The organism is Kitasatospora sp. Ki12 (assembly GCF_054601375.1).
Map to the genome: position 1 here is coordinate 2,555,556 of NZ_BAAIHT010000002.1, position 18,793 is coordinate 2,574,348.

Consider the following 18,793-nt stretch of genomic DNA (forward strand, 5'->3'; position numbering starts at 1 on the left):
AGGAGTCTCTGCCGGAGCACCGCCGGACGGCCACCCGCCGGCGGTGTCAGGGCCGCTCCCGGATCAGCGTTTGACCGCCCGCAGCACCACGAACTTGGGGTTGCCCGCGACGAGTTGGCAGTTGCCGAAGAGCCGGCGCAGCTTGACGTGGTAGCCGAGGTGACGGTTGCCGACCACCCAGAGTTCACCGCCGGGCCTCAGCGCCCGCTTGGCGCCGGTGAACATCCGCCACGCGGTGGCGTCGGTGGTGGCCTGGTGGGAGTGGAACGGCGGGTTGTTGAGCACCAGGTCCACCGAGCCGGGGGCGACCACGTCCGCCGCGAGCGCGTCGGCGGTCAGGAACTCGGCCGGGGCCTCCGGGCCCAGATTGGTGCGGAAGGTCTCCTCCGCGGAGGCCACCGCCTGGTGCGACTCGTCCACGAAGACCAGCTCCGCGCCGGGCCCGGCCAGCGCCGCCGCCGTACCGACCACGCCGTTGCCGCAGCCGAGGTCCACCACCCGGGCCCCCAGGGCGGGGACGGGCAGGTGGGCGAGGAAGAAGCGGGTGCCGATGTCGAGCCGCTCGGCGCAGAAGGTGCCGGCGTGGTTGACCACCGTACGGCCGGCGGCGGGGCCGATGTCCGGGGGCAGCGCGTAGCGGTGCGGCCACGGGTTGGGGCCCGGCTCGAGCGCCGGGTCGGGGGTGCAGAGGATCAGCCGGGCCTTGCGGACGGCGAGCGAGGTGCGGGTCGGGCCGAGGATCCGCTCGAAGAGCTGGAGGGTGGAGGTGTGGATCTCGGTGACCATGCCGGCGCCGACCACCACGGTGCCGGGGTGGATCGCGGGGGCGAGCCGGTGCAGCTGGTCCTCCAGCAGGGCCAGGCTCTTGGGGACGCGCACCAACAGCACGTCGATCCGGTCCGGCGGGGTGTCCCGGGTGGTGAGCAGCAGGCCCTCGTCGACGGCGGCGCCGGCCCGGGCCAGGTTCGCGCGGGTGGCCTGCCGGCCGAGGTGCGAGTCGGAGATCTGGACCGGGCGGTGCTCGGCCAGCGCGGTGGTCAGCGCGCCCCAGCGGTCGCCGAGGACGGCGATCCGGCGGCCGGACAGCTCGGTCGCGGCACCGGCCGCGCTGTCCGCCTCGCCCGCCAGGTGGCGCAGCAGGTACTCGTCGGCGGCGTCCCAGGCCCGCAGCCGCTCGCGCGGGTCCTCGGGGAAGCGGGTGAGGTCGAGGGTGCCCCACGGGCTGGTCAGCGGGGTGGCCTGCGGGGTCGCGGCGGGCGTGGTCTGGGGATTCATCGTGTTCTCAGGCTATCGGACGGCCGGCGGGGAACAGTTTTGGATGAGTGCCGCCGGACGGATACTGGAAGAGCCCGACCGAGAGGGGTGAGGGCGATGGACTGGAAGCTCGAAGTCGTCGTGGTCCCGGTGTCCGACGTGGACCGCGCGAAGCTCTTCTACGAGGAGCAGGCAGGCTTCACGGTCGACCACGACACCCGCCTGCGGGACGGGGTCCGGGTGGTCCAGCTGACTCCCCCGGGCTCGCCCTGCTCGATCGTGGTGGGCCGGGGGGTCATCGACTCCCCGCCCGGCTCGGTCAAGGGCCTCCAGCTGGTGGTGGCCGACATCGAGAAGGCGCACGCCGAACTGCTGGCGCGGGGCGTCCAGGTCAGCCCGGTCCAGCACTTCGTCGCCGGGTCCCGGGTGAACGGGCACGGCGAGCCGTGGAACAACTTCGTGTTCTTCAACGACCCGGACGGCAACGGCTGGGCGGTCCAGGAGGCGCCGTCGGCCGCGTAGGGCTCCCGACGGAGGCTGCCTGGGTCGACCCGCTCGGGCAGGCCGGCTCGGGCAGGCCGCTTGGGTAGGCTCCGGGGATGGCTGAACACGAGGGAAGCGTGCGGGTGGACAGCTGGATCTGGTCGGTCCGGCTGCTCAAGACCCGGGCACTGGCGGCGGCCGCCTGCCGGGCCGGGCACGTCCGGGTGAACGGCGAACGGGCCAAGCCGGCCCAGGCGCTGAAGCCCGGGGACGAGGTACGGGTCCGCGAGGAGAACCACGAGCGGGTCGTGGTGGTGCGGAAGCTGATCCGCAAGCGCGTCGGCGCCGAGGCCGCGGCGGAGTGCCTGGTCGACAACAGCCCGCCGCGGCCGCCGCGCGAGTTCGTCGCGGCGGCCGGACAGCGGGAGCGCGGGGCCGGGCGCCCCACCAAGCGGGAGCGCCGCGAGTTCGACCAGCTGCGCGGCCACTGAGGGCACCGCGACGCCGGCCGGAGCCCAGGACGCCCCCGGACGCTAGGCAGCCGTTGCGGAGGTGTCGGTGAGCACCCGGCCGAGGAAGGCGTCCAGGTTGGCCCTCGTCCGGGCGATCTGGTCCTCCAGCGGCAACGACTCGTCGGGCCGGGTGACCAGGGTGGACTTCTTCAGCCCGCGGACGTAGAGCGAGCAGGCGAGGTCGGCGCAGATGTACGTCCCGACCGTGTTGCCCTCGCGCCCGGCCGCCCCGGCCCGGCGGGCGGCGAGCAGCGCGACGCCGGTGCCGGCGTGCGCGGTGATGCAGAGCGAGCACACGTTGGTCTTGGTCAGGCTGCGCCGGACCGTCGGCACCCGCAGCGTGACGCCGACCGGCTCGCCGCCGTACGACGCCACCAGGTACGCCCGGTCGGGCGCGCCCTGGTCCCGCCAGCCGAGGAAGTCCAGGCTCTCCCAGGGCAGTTCGGCCAGACCCCGGGGCAGGTTGAGCCGACGGGCCTCGCCCTTGGAGCAGTTGACGAAGGACGCGCGGATCTCGTTCTCACTCAGGGGTTCCATGCGCCGGAAGCTAACACCGGCCCGCCCGCCCTGTCGCGTCAATTTCTCCCGGTTCGTACGGGGTACCCGGCCTGGACGCCGAGCCGCCGCGGGGCGTCCTCACCGATCCGGGTGAGGCGTTGTCAGTGGCGGTGCGTAGGTTGGGCTGACCCGGTCCCGGCGTAGGAGGGAGGCGCCGGGGCCGGGGGCGACGGGGCTGTTAGGGCTTGAACGCGACGCCCGCGTAGGCGGAGACGTCCTGCCAGCCCTCGGGGAGTTCGGTGGTGGGGACGTGGCCCGCGGTGGGGCGCCAGAGCGGGAGCTGGACGAGCCCGGGGCCGACGAACTCGAAGTCGCCGAAGAAGGGTTCGACATCGGCCCGCGGGCGCAGGACGAGCGGGGCGCTGGCGCTCCGGTAGATCCGGGTGCCCTCGGCGGCGCTCTCCCGGGAGGCGAAGTCGGGGCTGCCGTGGGAGAGGATCAGGGCACTGCCGGGGGCGAGCGCGTCGCGCAGGGTGCTGACGATGCGCTGCGCGCCGTCCTCGTCCCGGATGAAGTGCAGGACGGCGACCAGCATCAGCGCGACGGGCTGGGAGAGGTCGACGGCGGCGGCCAGCGCCGGGTGGGCCAGGATCGAGGCCGGGTCGCGCAGGTCGGCCTCGATCACCGAGGTGTGCCCGGCGGGGTGGCTCGCCAGGAGGGCGCGGGCGTGGGTGGCGACGATCGGGTCGTTGTCCACGTACACCACGCGGGCGTCCGGGGCGACCCGCTGGGCGACCTCGCTGGTGGAGCCGACGGCCGGGATGCCGGTGCCGATGTCGACGAACTGGCGGATGCCCCGGCCGGCCACGGACTCCACGGCGCGGCCGAGGAACTGCCGGTTGGTGCGGGCCAGCAGCGGCAGTGCGGGGTAGGCGGCTATCGCGGCCTGCGCGGCCTTGCGGTCGACCTCGAAGTTGTCCTTGCCGCCCAGGTAGTAGTCGTACATCCGGGCCGTGTGCGGGACGCCGGTGTCCAGCTCGCTCGGCGGTCGCCAGTCGTCCGCTCTGGCCCAGTGCCAGTCGGTGCCGGTCGGCTCGCCGATCGCCGCGGTGTCCTCGTGCATCCTGTCCGCCCCCCATGCGCAATGCCGGAATTGTGCGACCGCCCGTCAACACGCGGTGCGCGGTGATCGTATCCAACGACACGCCGTGGAAACAGCGGGAGTTCAGGTTTACGCAACGCCCGTAGACCGAATGTGTGCACGTCAAAGGCGGGTCCCACCGGTCATGCCGGATCGCCCGCCGCAGCCGCCCTCTCTATGCTGGCTGCCGATGACTGCCGACCGCCGCACCGTACTGCGCACCGCCGCCCAGCTGGCCGCCCTCGCCGCCACCGGCGGCCTCCTCACCGCCTGCGGCACCGGCGCCCACCGCCGGGCCGACCCGGGGGCGCTGGCCGCGCACCCCGGCACCGTCGACCCGCAGCACACCACCGACCCGGCCTGGAACGGCGGCGAGGGCCCGGCCTCTCCCGCCCCGACCACCCCGGGCGAGCCCCTGCCCACCACCGAACCGGCCGGCGAACCGACCGCCGGGCCGACCGCGGCCGCCGCCCAGGCCTCCGCCCCGCCGACCCCGCCCCCGCTGCCGCCGCTCGCGCCCGGCACCCCGGTCGAGGTCGCGTACGGCGCGCGGACCGGCAAGAACGTGGCACTCACCTTCCACGGCAGCGGCGACCCGAAGCTGGCCACCGCGCTGCTGGAGATCGCCGAGCAGCGCGGCGCCAAACTGACCGTGATGGTCGTCGGCAGCTGGCTCGACCAGCAGCCGCAGATGGCCCGGCGGATCCTGGACGGCGGCCACGAGCTGGGCAACCACACCCAGAACCACCTCAACATCTCCGCCATGACGCCGGACCAGGCACGCGCCGAGATCGCCCAGTGCGCCGAGCGGCTGCAGCGGCTCACCGGCTCGATCGGCCGCTGGTTCCGCCCCTCCGCCGCCCAGTACGCCACCCCGATGGTGCGCGAGCAGGCCAGGGCCGTCGGCTACGAGCACGTGCTGTCCTTTGACGTCGACCCGCGCGACTACAACGACCCCCCGGCCGCCGAGCTCCAGCGCCGGGTGCTGAACGCGGTGCGCGGCGGCTCGGTGGTGGCCCTGCACATGGGCCACCAGTGCACGGTGGACGCGCTGCCCGCCATCCTGGACGGGCTCGCCAAGGCCGGGCTCAAGCCGGTGACCGCCAGCCAGCTCTGCGCGTAGGGCGGCGCGGGACGCGCGGGGCCCGCAGGACGCGTAGGGCCCGCAGGGGCGGGACCGGTCAGACCATCGGGTCGTCGTCCTTGTACGGGCGCAGCCGCAGCGTACGGGCGTCCGAGGCCCGGATCGCGTCGGCCCGGTCGACCAGCTCCTGCAGGTCGTCCCGCCCGACGTGGATGAACCGCCCGTGCAGCCCGTCGAAGCGGCCGCGGGCGGCGTCCACGGTGACCGCGACCATGTACGGGATGGAGCCCCAGGCCTTCATGTCCCGGAACATCGGCATCCCGGCGGTCATGTCGGTGGCGACCGCGCCCGGGCTGATGTCGAGGACCACGACGTCGTGCCGGGCGAGCGAGTCCGCCATGTTGTCGGAGAGCTGGAGCAGCGCGCCCTTGGATGTGGCGTACGCGGTGTAGTGGCCGTCCGGGCGCAGCGCGAAGCCGGAGTTGAGGTTGAGCACCCGGCCGCGCCGCCGGGCGACCATGCCGGGCAGCACGCAGCGCAGCAGGTTGTAGGGGCCGCGCAGGTTGGTCTCGACGACCTGCCACCACTGGTTGGCGTCGGTCTCCCAGATCGGCACCTCGGCGCGGTCGACCAGGCCGGCGTTGTTGACCAGGAGGTCGATCGGGCCGAGGTCGCGCTCGACGAGCCGCACGGCCTCGCGCACCGAGCCGGGGCGGGTGACGTCCGCGGCGACGGCGACGCCCCGGGAGCCGTGCTTGACGCACTCCTTGAGGGTGTCGGTCAGCGTCCCGTGGGTGCGGCCGACCAGGCCGACGGCCATGCCCTCGGCGGCCAGGCCGATGGCGATCTCCCGGCCGATGCCCCGGCCTGCGCCGGTGATCAGGGCGACCTGTCCTGTGAGCGATCCCGTCGACACCGTGTGTGCTCCCTTCCGCCCCCCGGCCCCGTCTGCGGCATTCTGTCGGCCACCGGGCGGCGGTGCCCCCGGGCGCACGGGCCCGGGCCCCCGGCTCACCCGTTCGGGGGGTCCTCGGCGGTGGCACTCGGCCGGGGAGGGGGTGACCTACTGGCCGGTACGGAGTAGTAACGTCGTCGGGGCGGTGACCGGTGCACCCATTCCGGTACACCGACCCGCTGACCAGCAGCTCGCTGGGCCACCAGTCGCTGGGCGACCCCCAGCACCACCGAAGGGCAACTGAGTGAGTGACATCGCGCGCGTCGGAGTAGTCGGCTGCGGTCTGATGGGGTCGGGCATCGCCGAGGTCTTCGCCCGGGCCGGGCTGGACGTCCTGGTGTCGGAGGCCACCGGTGAGGCGCTGGAGTTCGGCCGCACCCGGCTCACCAACTCCCTGGACACCGCCGTCAAGCGCGGCAAGCTGACCCCCGAGCAGCGGGACGAGGCGATGTCCCGGCTGTCCTTCACGATCGACCTGTCCGACTTCGCCGACCGCGACCTGGTGGTCGAGGCGGTCGCCGAGCGCGAGGACATCAAGGTCAAGATCTTCCAGACCCTGGACCAGGTCGTCGAGCGCCGCGACGCGATCCTCGCCTCCAACACCTCCTCGATCCCGATCGTGAAGCTGGCCGCCGCCACCTCGCGCCCGGAGCAGGTCATCGGCCTGCACTTCTTCAACCCGGCGCCGGTGCAGAAGCTGGTCGAGGTCATCCCGACCCTGACCACCTCGGCGGCCACCACCGAGCGGGTCGAGGCCTTCGCGTCCCAGGTGCTCGCCAAGGAGCCGATCCGCGCCCGCGACCGGGCCGGCTTCGTGGTCAACGCACTGCTGGTGCCGTACCTGCTCTCCGCGGTCCGGATGTTCGAGTCGGGCGTGGCCACCGCCTCCGACATCGACAAGGGCATGGAGGCCGGCTGCGCCCACCCGATGGGCCCGCTGCGGCTGTGCGACCTGATCGGCCTGGACACCATCGTCTCGATCGCCGAGTCGATGTACGACGAGTACAAGGAGCCGCTGTACGCCGCTCCCCCGCTGCTCTCCCGGATGGTCGACGCGGGCCTGCTCGGCCGCAAGTCCGGCCGCGGCTTCTACGACTACACCGCCGGCGCCTGATCCCTTCCGGCGCGAACGCGACGGAAACGCGGCAGGAGCACGGCGGGAACGCGGCGGGGCCCGGCGACCGGATGACGGCCGCCGGGCCCCGCCGTTCGACCTTCGACCGGGCGTCAGCTGTTGATGGCGTAGCTGTCGCCGTAGACCTTCCACTTCAGCGGCGGGTTGAGGTCGAAGTTCCTGGCGTTGAGGAAGACCAGCTGCTCGGTGTCCACCCGGCTGGTGTCGGAGTGGGCCTCCTCCTTCTTCATGACGACCTTGCGGGCGTCCAGGAACGCCTTGAGGTAGGTGGCCTCGTCGCCGCCCTGGGCGGGCGTCTTCGCCTTCTTCATGGCGGCGGCGCGGATGCCGCCGAAGCTGTCCGAGCTGTTGCCCGGGCCGTGCATGACGATGGCGTCGTAGTAGGCGAACTGGCCGAGCGCGCGCAGGCCGTCGGCCTTGGCCTGCTGGACGGCGGGGTTGAAGTACACCCGGTCGCGCTCGTCGTTCTGGGCCTGCTGGAAGACGGTGTCCTTGGCGGCGGTGGCCCAGTCCCGCTCGAACGCGGAGCCGAGGCCGGCGTGCGAGTCGGTGCCGTTGACCTTCTTCAGCGCGGGCAGGTACTTGGCCAGGACGTTGCCGGGCTTGACGTCGGTGTAGTGCTGGACGAGCTCCAGCATGTCGCCGGTGCCGGAGCAGAAGCCGATGATGCCGGCGGTGTAGCCCCGCCCGTCCTTGATGTCCTCGATGTACTTGTACTGGGCCTTCCAGTCCAGCGACGAGTTCTCCGCGCTGGACACCAGCTGCATCGCGATGTCCTTCTTGTGCGGGTCGTCCAGGCCGGCGGCCTTGAGCTGGGCGGCCGAGGCCGCGGCGGGGGCGGCCTGGGCCGCCGTGGTGGCCGCGAGGGTGAGGGGCGCGGCCACCAGGGCCGCGGCGAGGGCTATGCGGAGGGCACGACGGGGCTGAGGGCGCATGGGACGCTCCGATTCCTCGTAGGGTTAGGAAACTTTCCTAACGAGAAGAAAGGAAAGCGGTCCCGCCCGCACTCCCGCAAGGGTTTTGACGGAAACTCTTCAAGCGATCATCGGACCCGCAGCTCAGACCGCCCGGCGCCGCACCCACCAGACCGCCGCCGCGCACAGGGCCACGGCGAGCAGGGCCGTCCAGCCGAACTCGACGAACTGGAAGGTCCAGTAGCGGCCGTCCGGCTGGTAGGACTCGTGCAGCGAGTAACCGCCCTCGCTCAGCAGCTTCTGGGCCCCGTAGTAGTCGCCGCCCAGGTCGTAGAGCCGGCCGAGGCCGAGCCGCTCCCCCGCCGGGTCGGTGACCCAGAGGCCGCCCTCCCAGCGGTGGTCGAGCGAGGCCTGGGCGAGGGTGTGCAGCGTGTCCTCGAGCGGTGCGCGGTAGTGGAAGCGCAGCGACTCGGCGACCAGGGTGGTCGCCACCGAGGCCGCCACCCCGACCCCGACCGCCACCAGCGTCCGGCGCAGCACGGCCCCCACGAGCGCGGACAGCGCGAAGACCAGCAGCACCCGGCCGACCAGCGCGGGCGGGGCACTGGTGAACGCCAGCGGGGTGAACCGGCCCCCGTGGACGGCCAGCGGCGCGATCCACCAGTCGAGCACCACCGCCGTCAGGGCCGTCGCCACGGCCAGCACGCTGCCGACGAGCACCAGCCCGCCGACCGTCCAGCGGGTGCGCCCGGCCCCCTGGGTCCAGGCGAAGCGGACCGTGCCGTGCTCGAACTCCCGAGCCAGCAGCGGAGCCCCGAGGAACGCCCCGAGGGCGCCGCCCAGGAAGTAGACCAGGTTCCCGCCGAGCGCCAGCTCGGCGCCGTACTCGCGCAGGAAGTCCTTCCAGTGCTCGTTGCAGCTCCGCAGCGCCATGTCGCACCCCTGGGCGCCGGAGCGGTCGAGCCCCGCGTGGAGCCGGTACCCGGTGACGGCCAGTACCAGGAGCAGCCCGGCCAGGACGCCCGACAGGGTCCGTAGCGCGGGGCGGTGCCGCAGCCCGGCCGCCCGCAGGACGGCGGAGCGGGGCGGCGCGAGGGTCAGGGAGCTCACGGCAGCAGTACTTTCTCGTTCGGACGGACGGCCCCGCGCGGGCCGGGGAGGGCGGAGGCGGTCGGCTCGCGCAGGTAGGCGAGCACCAACTCCTCCAGGCCGACGCGCTGTTGGCGCCAGCCGTCGGAGACCGGGGCGTCCACCCCGCCGGTGCGCACCAGCAGGTGGGACTGGGCGCCGGCCCGGCGGTCGCGGACCACCGGCAGCCGATCGGCGACCCGGTCCGCCTCGGCGGTCGGGCCGGTCAGCATCCGGTGGCCGCCGAGCAGGTCGTCCACCTCCCCCGCTACCTGGACCCGGCCGCCGCCGAGCACCACCAGGTAGTCGCAGCTCTGCCGCAGCTCGTTGACGGCGTGCGAGGAGAACACCACGGACAGCCCGTCCTCGGCCACGGCGGTCAGCAGCACGGCCATGAAATCGTGCCGGGCGAGCGGGTCGAGGGCGGCCAAGGGCTCGTCCAGCAGCAGGAGTTCGGGGCGCTTGGCGAGCGCGAGGGCGAGCGAGACCTGGGCCTGCTGGCCGCCGGAGAGGCGGCCGTACCGGCGGTCCCGCGGGATGCCGAGGCCGTCCAGGTGGGCCCTGGCCCTGGCGTCGTCCCAGCGGCGGTTGAGGTGGCGGCCCATCGCGAGCAGGTCCTGGACCCGCAGGCCCGGGTAGAGCGCGGCGTTCTGGGCGACGAACCCGATCCGGTCCAGGGCCCTCGGCGAGCCCGGCACCTGGTCGCCGAGGACGGTGATCGCGCCCTCGGTGGGCAGGGTCAGCCCGGCGGCCAGGCCGAGCAGCGTGGACTTGCCGGCGCCGTTCGGGCCGACCAGGGCCACCACGTGCCCGGCGGGGACGGCCAGCCGGCAGTCCCGCAGCGCCCAGGTGCGGCGGTAGCGCCTGCCGAGCCCGGCGCAGTCGATCACCGTGTCCGCGGCCATCAGGCCACCACCCCGTCCCGGCCCTCGCGCAGGTCGCGCAGCGCGTCCTCGAACACGGCGACCATCCCCTCCTCGTCCAGCCCGGCGGTCCGCGCCGAGCGCATCCAGTCCAGCAACCCCCGCCGCAGCGCGGCCCGTTCGCGCAGCGGCACCACCCCGGCGGGCAGCCCCCGTACGAAGGTGCCCTGGCCCCGGCGGCCGACCGCGAGGCCGCGGTGCTCCAGCTCGCGGTACGCCTTGAGCACGGTGTTCGGGTTGATCGCCAGCCCGGCCACCGCCTCGCGCACCCGGGGCAGCCGGTCCCCCTCGGTCAGCCAGCCCATCCGCAGCGCCTGTTCGACCTGTTGCACGAGCTGCAGGTAGGTCGGGACGCCGGAGGCCGGGTCCAGGCGGAACTCGATGGGAGAGGGCTGGTCGTCAGCTTTATCTACTTCCATAGGTAAAGAGATAAAGGACGGACTGAGGCACCGTCAAGTCAAGCCTCGGCAAAGCCGGGGGTCCGGGCCGGGCCCCGGGTACGCGAAAGGCCCCGGACACGCGAAAGGGCCCCGGACACGCGAAAGGGCCCCGCCGCGGACCTCGTGGTCCGTGGCGGGGCCCCTCCGGGCTACCCGGTCAGGCGCCGCGCAGCACCGCGCCCGTACGGGCGACGGCCTCGGCGACGGCCGCCTCGCGGGCGGCGGTGGCCTCGTCGGCGGTCAGGGTGCGGTCGACGGCGCGGAAGCGCAGCGCGTACGCCAGCGACTTCTTGCCCTCGCCCACCTGCTCGCCGGTGAACACGTCGAACAGCCGGAGGGCCTCCAGCAGTTCGCCCGCGCCGGCGCGCAGCGCCGCCTCGACGTCGGCGGCCGGAACCGCCGTGTCGACGATCAGCGCGACGTCCTGGGTGGCCACCGGGAAGCCGGAGACGGTCGGGCCGCTGACCCGCTCGGCGCCGTCGGCGGTGAGCAGGTCGACGTCGATCTCCATCGCGGCGGACCGGGCCGGCAGCCCGAGCGCCTTGACCACCCGCGGGTGCAGCTCACCGGCGTGGCCGACCACCCGGTCGGTGCCGGCCACGACCAGCTCCGCGCAGCGGCCCGGGTGCCAGGGCGCCAGCTGGCCCTGGCGGACGGTCAGCTCGACGCCGGCCGCGCGGGCCACCGTGCGGGCCGCCTCGACGGCGTCCGCCCAGGAGGCCTCGGAGCCCTTGCCCCACCAGCCCGACGGCAGCCGCTCGCCCGCGAGGGCGACGGCGATCCGGCGCGGCTGGTCCGGCAGCGCGGCGTCCAGCTCGGCCAGCTCCTCGGCGCTGGGCCGGTGGTCGACGGCCGGGCGCGGGGCCACGGACAGCTCGTCCTTGGGCAGGAAGACGGTACCGGTCTCGTAGATCGCGAGGTCGGTGTTGCCCCGGCCGATGTTGCGGCGCAGCGCTCCGAGCAGGCCCGGCAACAGCGTGGTGCGCAGCGCCGGCTCCTCGTCGTTGAGCGGGTTGACCAGCTTCACCGTCCGGCGGCGGCGGTCGTCCGCCTCCAGGCCGAGCGCGTCCCAGGCGGTCTCGCCGAGGAACGGGTAGTTGTTGACCTCGACGTAGCCGGCCGCGGCCAGGGCGACCCCGATCCGGCGGTTGATCCGCTGGCCCTCGGTCAGCCCCTTGCCCGGCGGCACGTTCGGCATCCGGGCGGGGACGTTGTCGTAGCCCTCCAGCCGGATGACCTCCTCCGCGAGGTCGTACGGGTCGGTGAGGTCGGGGCGCCAGGTCGGCGGGGTGACCTCCAGGACGTCGGCGCCGGCGACCGAGCAGCCGACCTCCTGCAGACGCCGGGTGACGGTCTCGCGGCCGTACGCCGTGCCGGCCACCCGGTCGGGCAGGTCGGCGGCGATGGTGATGGTGCGCACCGGGTGCGGGGCCGCGATGTCGGTGACCCCGGCCTCGTCGGTGCCGCCGGCGATCAGGACCAGCAGGTCGACGGCGCGCTGCGCGGCGGCGCGGGCGGCCTCCGGGTCGACGCCGCGCTCGAAGCGCTTGGACGCCTCGGAGGGCAGCTTGTGCCGCTTGGCGGTGCGGGCGATGGCGACCGGGTCGAAGTGCGCCGCCTCGATGATCACCTCGGTGGTGCCCGGGCCGGCGGCCGGGTCGAGGATCTCGGTGGAGGCGCCGCCCATGACGCCGGCCAGGCCGATCGGGCCGCTGTTGTCGCAGATCAGCAGGTCCTCGGCGGCGAGCTTGCGCTCGACCCCGTCGAGCGTGGTCAGGGTCTCGCCCTGCTCCGCCCGGCGGACCGTGATCGGGCCGTTCACGCGCTGCTTGTCGTAGGCGTGCAGCGGCTGGCCGACCTCCAGCATCACGTAGTTGGTGATGTCGACGGTCAGCGAGATCGGGCGGATGCCCGACTTCTGCAGCCGGCGCTGCAGCCACAGCGGGGACTTGGCGTTCGGGTCGACGCCGACGACCGTACGGGCCACGAAGCGGTCGCAGCCGGCCGGGTCGTTGACCTTGACCAGGTAGCCGAAGGAGTTGGCCGGCGGCACGTCGAGCAGCGCCGGGTCGGCCAGCGGCAGCCCGTACGCGGCGGCGGCCTCACGGGCCACGCCGCGCATGGACAGGCAGTAGCCGCGGTCCGGGGTGACGGCGATGTCGAGCACCTCGTCGACGAGCTGGAGCAGCTCGACGGCGTCGGTGCCGGGCTCGTACTCCGGCGGGAGCACGATGATGCCGTTGTGCTCGTCGCCCATGCCCAGCTCGCGGGCGGAGCAGATCATGCCGGCCGAGGTGTGACCGTAGGTCTGGCGGGCCGCGATCGGGAACGGGCCGGGCAGCACGGCGCCGGGCAGCACGACGACGACCTTGTCGCCGACGGCGAAGTTGGTCGCGCCGCAGACGATCTCCTGCGGCTCGCCGGTGCCGTTGGCGGCGCCGACGTTGACGAAGCAGTGCCGGATCGGCTTCTTGAAGCCGGTCAGCTCCTCGATGGAGAGCACCTCGCCGACCACCAGCGGACCCTTGAGGTCGGCGCCGATCTGCTCGACGGTCTCGACCTCCAGGCCGGCCCGGACCAGGCGCTCCGCGACGTCACGGCCGGTCGCCCCGGCCGGCAGGTCGACGTACTCGCGCAGCCAGGAAAGCGGGACGCGCATCAGATCTCCATCCCGAACGGGAGGGTGAAGCGCACGTCACCCTCGACCATGTCGCGCATGTCGGCGACGTTGTGGCGATTCATCAGGATCCGCTCCAGGCCCAGGCCGAAGGCGAACCCGCTGTAGCGGTTCGGGTCGACACCGCAGGCGACGAGCACCCGCGGGTTGACCACGCCGCAGCCGCCGAGCTCGATCCAGCCCTCGGAGGAGCAGGTGCGGCACGGCCGGTCCGGGTTGCCGACGCTCGCACCGAGACACACGAAGCACTGCAGGTCGACCTCGGCCGACGGCTCGGTGAACGGGAAGTACGAGGGCCGCCAGCGCAGCTCCAGGTGGTCGCCGATCAGCTTCTCGACCAGGACCTCGATGGTGCCCTTGAGGTCGGCGAAGGTGATGCCCTCGTCCACCGCGAGGCCCTCGACCTGGCGGAAGACCGGGGTGTGGGTCGCGTCCAGCTCGTCGGTCCGGTAGACCCGGCCGGGGCAGATCACGTAGATGGGGGGCTCGCGGTCGAGCATCGTGCGGGCCTGGACCGGGGAGGTCTGGGTGCGCAGCACCACGCCGGAGTCGGCGGAGCCGTCCGGGGCCTGGACGAAGAACGTGTCCTGCATCGAGCGGGCCGGGTGGTCCGGGCCCAGGTTGAGGGCGTCGAAGTTGAGCCACTCGGCCTCGACCTCGGGGCCCTCGGCCACCTGGTAGCCCATCGCGACGAAGGTGTCCTCGATGCGCTCGGCCATGGTGGTCAGCGGGTGCCGGGCGCCGCGCGGGGCGCGGTCGAACGGCAGCGTGACGTCCACCGCCTCCTCGACCAGCACGCGGGCGTCCCGCTCCGCCTCCAGCTCGGCCTGCCGCTTGGCGAGGGCCTGGTTGACGGCCCCGCGGGCCTGGCCGATCAGCTTGCCCGCGGCGGCCTTGGCGTGCGGGGGCAGGGCGCCGATCTCGCGGTTGGCGAGCGAGAGCGGGGACCGGTCGCCGGTGTGGGCGACCTTGGCCTGCTTCAGCTCGTCCAGGGTGCCGGCGGCGGCGAAGGCGGCGATCGCCTCGTCCCGCGCCTGCTCCACCACCTCGGGCTTCAGGGCCTCGACCTCTACCGGGTCGTACGACTTGTTGGGTGCCGACATCTCTATCTTCCCGTGCTCCTGCTCGTCCGTGCTCAGGTGTGTGGGCTCGCCTTCACGTCACGCCCGGCGGGGCCGGGGCACGGGCAGCCGGTCACCGTTCACCGGAGGCTCACGGGAGTGGGTGTCCGCGGCTCAGCCGCGCAGGGCGTTGCGCGACGCCAAAGGTCGAGTGTAGTCGCAGCGCGTAGCACCGCTGGCGCGAAGCCCGTCCGGCGGGACCTCAGAGCTCCTTCGGAGCATGCTCTGCTCGTCGTTCATGCTCTTTCAGAGCATGAAGTCGGGCACGCCGGCGGGCAGGATAAATCGGAACCGGGCGCCGCCGCCGGGCGCGCGGTCGACGCGGATCGAGCCGCCGTGGGCCTCCACGATGCCCTTGACGATGTAGAGGCCGAGGCCCGTGCCGCCGCGCTTGGAGCCGCGCCAGAAGCGGGTGAAGACGCGCGGCATCGACTCCTCGGGGATGCCGCTGCCTTCGTCGCTCACGGTGACCGCTGTGCCTTCCACGATGCGGGGCGGGGTGCCGGAGCGCTCCCAGACGGGTGCCTCGACGACCTCCTTGGCCGGTGCCACCTCGATCGTGACAGTTCCCTCCCCGTGCCGCACCGCATTTTCCAGCAGGTTGCCGAGCACCTGGTCGACCTTGTCCGGGTCGGCCCACAGCACGGTCAGCGGCTCGGCGATCCGGACGTCGAAGCGCTCCTCGGGGATGCCGGTGGCCACCTTGCGCTCGACGTGCCGACGCACCGCCGCGGCCAGGTCGACCACCTGCTTGCGCAGCTCCAGCCGGCCCGCGTCGATCCGGGAGATGTCCAGCAGCTCGGCGATCAGCCGGGTGACCCGGTCGGCGTCCGCGTCCACCGTCTCCAGCATCAGCCGCTTCTGCCCGTCGGTGAACCGCTCCCACTTGGCCAGCAGCGTCGCCGTGAAGCCCTTGACGCTGGTGAGCGGGGAGCGCAGCTCGTGCGCGACGGTGGCGATCAGCTCGGCGTGGCTGCGCTCGGTGCGGCGCCGGGCCTCGGTGCCGCGCAGGGCGATCACCAGGCGCTCCAGCGGCCCGCAGGGCGCCGTACGGACGTACCGGGCGGAGACCAGCACCTCCCGGCCCCCGGGCAGCAGCAGGTTGCGCTCCGGCTGGCGGGTACGGGTGGCCAGGCCGCCGTACGGGTCGGTCAGCTGCCACCAGCGGCGGCCGTCCAGGTCCTCCAGCGGGAGGACGTCCTCCAGCCCGCAGCCGAGCGCGGCCTCCGGGAGCACGCCGGTGAGCCGGGCCGCGGCCCGGTTGAAGCAGACCACCCGGCCCAGCGCGTCGGCGACCACCAGGCCGTCCGGCAGGTCGTCCGGGTCGAGCTCGGGCCCGCTGCCGACCATGGGTTGCCTCCCCGATTACCCACCGTGCCGTTCCCCCCACCGAGGCAGACCCTAGCGCCTCGCAGGCCCCCGCAGTAGGGCTTGCAACGGGGTGATCCCGGCGCGCCCGGGGCGTGTCCCGCGGGTTCCGCCGGATCGGGCCGCGGCGGGCCCGGCGGGGACCCGCACGGCACGCCCGTCCGGTGCGTCAGGCGTTCGAGCGGCAGCCGCCGGGCGAACGCTGCGCCCGGGCCGAGGCGTACAGGCAGACGGCCGCGGCGGTGGCCAGGTTGAGGCTCTCGGCGTGGCCGTGGATCGGGACGCGCACGACCTCGTCGGTGAGCGCGCGGGTCTCCTCCGGAAGCCCCCACGCCTCGTTGCCGAACAGCCACGCGCCGGGCGCGCCCAGGGTGCCCTCGTCCAGCTCCTGGTCCAGGTCGCGCTCCCCCGCGCCGTCCGCGGCGAGCACCCGGATGCCGGCCTCGCGCAGCCTGGCGACGGCCTCCTCGACCGGCACGCCGACCGCCACCGGCAGGTGGAACAGGCTGCCCACGGAGGCCCGGACGGCCTTCGGGTTGTAGAGGTCGACCGAGGCGTCGGTGAGCACCACGGCGTCCGCGCCGGCCGCGTCGGCGGTGCGCAGCACGGTGCCGGCGTTCCCGGGGTCGCGCACGTGCGCGAGGATCGCGACCAGCTTCGGGCGGGCCTCCAGCACCTCGGCGAACGGGGTGTCGATGAAGCGGCAGAGCGCCACGATGCCCTGCGGGGTCACCGTGTCGCAGATGTCGGCGATCACCTCGTCCGTGGCGGTCAGCACGGGCAGCCCCTCGGCCAGCGCGGCCTCGACGATGTCCGCGTGCCGTTCGGCGGCCTCCAGGCCCACGTAGACCTCGACCACGGCGTGCTCGGACGTGCCCGGCAGCCTGCCGAAGGCCACGGCCTCCCGGACGGCCTGCGGGCCCTCCGCCAGGAAGCGCCGCTCCTTGGTGCGCTGGTTGCGCTTGGCCAGCCGGCGGGCGGCGACGACGCGCGGGGAGCGCAGGGAGGTCAGCAGGGGGGTCTCGGTGCTCGGCATGGTCTCGTTCTCTGGAGGCGCCGGCGTTCTCGGGGGCGCCGGCGGACGGAGGTCACTGAGGGGCAGAAAAGCAGAACCGGACCCGCAGGAGAGCCTGCGGGTCCGGTCAGAGCTCAACCGATCTCGGAAGATCAGGCGGCGTCCGCGGCGGCCTTCGGGGCGTTCACGTCGGCCGGCAGCGCCTTCTGGGCGACCTCGACCAGGGAGGCGAACGCACCCGGGTCGTTGACGGCCAGGTCGGCCAGCATCTTGCGGTCGATCTCGACGCTGGCGGCCTTCAGGCCCTGCACGAAGCGGTTGTAGGTGATGCCGTTGGCACGGGCCGCAGCGTTGATGCGCTGGATCCACAGCTGACGGAAGTCGCCCTTGCGCTTCTTGCGGTCGTTGAAGTTGTAGACCAGCGAGTGGGTGACCTGCTCCTTGGCCTTGCGGTACAGGCGCGAGCGCTGGCCACGGTAGCCGCTGGCGCGCTCCAGGATGACCCGGCGCTTCTTGTGGGCGTTGACTGCCCGCTTGACGCGTGCCACTTGATTACTCCTTGGGTTGGACCACGGACTACTTCACGTGGTCCGTCATTCGAATGGGTCGGGAAGGATCAGCTGCCCCGCGCACGGCTCGCACCGGGCGGGAAGGCGATCACTTGCCGAGAAGCTTCTTGATCTTCTTGGCGTCAGCGGGGGCCAGCTCGACGGTCCCGGCCAGCTTGCGGGTCAGCGTCGAGGGCTTGTGCTCCAGGAGGTGGCGGCGGCCGGCGCGCTCGCGCAGCACCTTGCCAGAGCCACTGATCTTGAAGCGCTTGCTGGCGCCACTGTGCGTCTTCTGCTTCGGCATTTCGCCGTATCTCCTCGTCGGTCCCGTCCACGCCCGCGCGGCTTCTGCCACACGGGCGTGAACTGGATGGATCTGCGGTGACCGGGCGGGACGCCCGTCACCCTTGGGGGCCGGTCTCCCGGGCCGTCCTGGCCGTGAGGCTCAGGCGCCCTGGGAGGCGGCCGGCTGCTCGACCGGAGCGTCGGCCTCGTCGGCCGCCGCCTCGGCCGGGGCGTCCTGCGCCTCGGCCACCTCGTCGTCGGCCTCGAGGTCCTCGGTCAGCAGGTCCTCGGTCACCAGGTCCTCGGCCAGCGCGTCGTCGTCCGCGGCGGCGTCGGAGCCGGCGACCCGGCCCTGACGCTCGGCCTTGCGGGCGTCCGCGAGGGCACGGGCCTCGGCCATCGCCTCGGTCTTCTTCTTGTGCGGGCCAAGAACCATGATCATGTTACGGCCGTCCTGCTTGGGCGAGGACTCCACGAAGCCCAGGTCCTGGACGTCGTCGGCGAGCCGCTGCAGCAGGCGGAAGCCCAGCTCGGGGCGGGACTGCTCGCGACCACGGAACATGATCGTGATCTTGACCTTGTCGCCCTGCTTGAGGAACCGGACGACGTGACCCTTCTTGGTGTCATAGTCGTGCGGGTCGATCTTCGGCCGGAGCTTCATCTCCTTGATGACCGTGTGCGCCTGGTTCTTGCGCGCCTCACGGGCCTTCATGGCCGACTCGTACTTGAACTTGCCGTAGTCCATGAGCTTGCACACCGGCGGCCGGGCGGTCGCCGCGACCTCGACCAGGTCGAGGTCGTACTCCTGCGCAAGCTCCAGCGCCTTGGCAAGCGGCACGATGCCGACCTGCTCGCCGCTGGGACCGACGAGTCGCACCTCCGGAACGCGGATCCGGTCGTTGATGCGGGGCTCGGTGCTGATGGGGCCTCCTCGGTTGCACCTTCTGCGATGCGGCCGTCGGACGGCGGTCGCACGTAGTGGACTCGACCACTGGGCGGGGCTTCATTCGTGCTGCGCTGCCCGGGTACCTCAGGCACCGTGTGCACCGCGACACGAAAAAAGCCCCGCTCGGTACAAGCGGGGCTCCACACAACCGGGGGCGGCACCCGGTGAGGGGTGCTGCGGCGACTCGGCGCCAGGCGCCCGTCGCGGACCGGGGACCCGTCGGCCCTCGGGCCGACCAGGTGGGAGACTTTCGCGGTTGCCCTCTCGGGCCTCCTCAGTGGAGCCTCCACTTGCTGGCCAGGCGCCCATGCGGGATCCCGGCCGGTCAGTCTCGAAGCTTACAGCGTCACGCTGTCGAACGCTATT

Annotated in this window: 19 protein-coding genes; 4 read left to right on the forward strand and 15 right to left on the reverse strand. The window is 73.2% G+C overall.

Annotated features, from left to right (window positions below):
- Nucleotides 1-63: 63 nt before the first annotated feature.
- Entirely contained in the window at nucleotides 64-1,230 is a 1,167-nt protein-coding gene (locus tag ACYP53_RS28855; protein WP_459649846.1) for a methyltransferase, read from the reverse strand.
- 141 nt (nucleotides 1,231-1,371) lie between these two features.
- Here ACYP53_RS28855 and ACYP53_RS28860 point away from each other — a divergent pair, with 141 nt between their 5' ends.
- A complete protein-coding gene (locus ACYP53_RS28860) occupies nucleotides 1,372-1,776 on the forward strand; it encodes a VOC family protein (RefSeq protein ID WP_459649557.1) in 405 nt (134 codons plus the stop codon).
- Nucleotides 1,777-1,853: 77 nt separating this feature from the next.
- The gene (locus ACYP53_RS28865; RefSeq protein WP_459649558.1) at nucleotides 1,854-2,228 is read left to right on the forward strand and encodes an RNA-binding S4 domain-containing protein; all 375 of its coding nucleotides are present in this window, start codon (nucleotides 1,854-1,856) and stop codon (nucleotides 2,226-2,228) included.
- Nucleotides 2,229-2,270: 42 nt separating this feature from the next.
- Here the strand turns inward: ACYP53_RS28865 and ACYP53_RS28870 are convergent, their stop codons facing one another.
- Together ACYP53_RS28870 and ACYP53_RS28875 are read right to left on the reverse strand one after the other, a co-directional pair.
- Nucleotides 2,271-2,786, reverse strand: coding sequence for an FBP domain-containing protein (locus ACYP53_RS28870; RefSeq protein WP_189920818.1), 516 nt, complete (start codon nucleotides 2,784-2,786; stop codon nucleotides 2,271-2,273).
- 199 nt (nucleotides 2,787-2,985) lie between these two features.
- A complete protein-coding gene (locus tag ACYP53_RS28875) occupies nucleotides 2,986-3,870 on the reverse strand; it encodes an SAM-dependent methyltransferase (protein WP_459649559.1) in 885 nt (294 codons plus the stop codon).
- 208 nt (nucleotides 3,871-4,078) lie between these two features.
- Between ACYP53_RS28875 and ACYP53_RS28880 the strand changes: the two genes are divergently transcribed.
- Nucleotides 4,079-5,011 (forward strand): polysaccharide deacetylase family protein, encoded by a 933-nt coding sequence (locus ACYP53_RS28880; protein WP_459649560.1) that lies wholly within the window; start codon nucleotides 4,079-4,081, stop codon nucleotides 5,009-5,011.
- A 58-nt stretch (nucleotides 5,012-5,069) separates the two neighbouring features.
- On the opposite strand, the gene ACYP53_RS28885 is transcribed toward ACYP53_RS28880, so the two are convergent.
- Complete coding sequence (locus ACYP53_RS28885) at nucleotides 5,070-5,888, reverse strand: SDR family NAD(P)-dependent oxidoreductase (protein ID WP_189920823.1); 819 nt, start codon at nucleotides 5,886-5,888, stop codon at nucleotides 5,070-5,072.
- Between the two features lie 283 nt (nucleotides 5,889-6,171).
- On the opposite strand from ACYP53_RS28885, the gene ACYP53_RS28890 reads away from it, so the two are divergent.
- Nucleotides 6,172-7,041: a 3-hydroxybutyryl-CoA dehydrogenase gene (locus ACYP53_RS28890; protein ID WP_189920825.1), complete on the forward strand. Its 870-nt coding sequence runs from the start codon at nucleotides 6,172-6,174 to the stop codon at nucleotides 7,039-7,041.
- Nucleotides 7,042-7,154: 113 nt separating this feature from the next.
- Here the strand turns inward: ACYP53_RS28890 and ACYP53_RS28895 are convergent, their stop codons facing one another.
- From ACYP53_RS28895 to infC, 11 genes are all read right to left on the reverse strand, one after another.
- Nucleotides 7,155-7,997, reverse strand: coding sequence for a chitosanase (locus ACYP53_RS28895; RefSeq protein WP_459649561.1), 843 nt, complete (start codon nucleotides 7,995-7,997; stop codon nucleotides 7,155-7,157).
- Between the two features lie 123 nt (nucleotides 7,998-8,120).
- Nucleotides 8,121-9,086 (reverse strand): ABC transporter permease subunit, encoded by a 966-nt coding sequence (locus tag ACYP53_RS28900; protein ID WP_459649562.1) that lies wholly within the window; start codon nucleotides 9,084-9,086, stop codon nucleotides 8,121-8,123.
- Nucleotides 9,083-10,009, reverse strand: a complete 927-nt coding sequence (locus ACYP53_RS28905) for an ATP-binding cassette domain-containing protein (RefSeq protein WP_459649563.1) — start codon at nucleotides 10,007-10,009, stop codon at nucleotides 9,083-9,085. The genes ACYP53_RS28900 and ACYP53_RS28905 overlap by 4 nt, the downstream gene beginning before the upstream one ends.
- A complete protein-coding gene (locus ACYP53_RS28910; RefSeq protein ID WP_459649564.1) occupies nucleotides 10,009-10,446 on the reverse strand; it encodes a GntR family transcriptional regulator in 438 nt (145 codons plus the stop codon). The genes ACYP53_RS28905 and ACYP53_RS28910 overlap by 1 nt, the downstream gene beginning before the upstream one ends.
- 178 nt (nucleotides 10,447-10,624) lie before the next feature.
- Nucleotides 10,625-13,126, reverse strand: coding sequence for a phenylalanine--tRNA ligase subunit beta (gene pheT / locus ACYP53_RS28915; protein ID WP_189920835.1), 2,502 nt, complete (start codon nucleotides 13,124-13,126; stop codon nucleotides 10,625-10,627).
- On the reverse strand, nucleotides 13,126-14,247 hold the full coding sequence (gene pheS, locus ACYP53_RS28920; RefSeq protein ID WP_189920837.1) for a phenylalanine--tRNA ligase subunit alpha: 1,122 nt from the start codon (nucleotides 14,245-14,247) through the stop codon (nucleotides 13,126-13,128). The genes pheT and pheS overlap by 1 nt, the downstream gene beginning before the upstream one ends.
- A gap of 264 nt (nucleotides 14,248-14,511) precedes the next feature.
- Entirely contained in the window at nucleotides 14,512-15,615 is a 1,104-nt protein-coding gene (locus tag ACYP53_RS28925; RefSeq protein ID WP_459649565.1) for a sensor histidine kinase, read from the reverse strand.
- Nucleotides 15,616-15,802: 187 nt separating this feature from the next.
- Nucleotides 15,803-16,669 (reverse strand): TrmH family RNA methyltransferase, encoded by an 867-nt coding sequence (locus ACYP53_RS28930; RefSeq protein ID WP_189920841.1) that lies wholly within the window; start codon nucleotides 16,667-16,669, stop codon nucleotides 15,803-15,805.
- A 131-nt stretch (nucleotides 16,670-16,800) separates the two neighbouring features.
- Nucleotides 16,801-17,196, reverse strand: a complete 396-nt coding sequence (rplT, locus tag ACYP53_RS28935; protein WP_030055649.1) for a 50S ribosomal protein L20 — start codon at nucleotides 17,194-17,196, stop codon at nucleotides 16,801-16,803.
- 109 nt (nucleotides 17,197-17,305) lie between these two features.
- On the reverse strand, nucleotides 17,306-17,500 hold the full coding sequence (rpmI, locus tag ACYP53_RS28940) for a 50S ribosomal protein L35 (RefSeq protein WP_030055648.1): 195 nt from the start codon (nucleotides 17,498-17,500) through the stop codon (nucleotides 17,306-17,308).
- Nucleotides 17,501-17,641: 141 nt separating this feature from the next.
- Nucleotides 17,642-18,403: a translation initiation factor IF-3 gene (gene infC, locus ACYP53_RS28945; protein WP_189921078.1), complete on the reverse strand. Its 762-nt coding sequence runs from the start codon at nucleotides 18,401-18,403 to the stop codon at nucleotides 17,642-17,644.
- Nucleotides 18,404-18,793 lie beyond the last annotated feature (390 nt).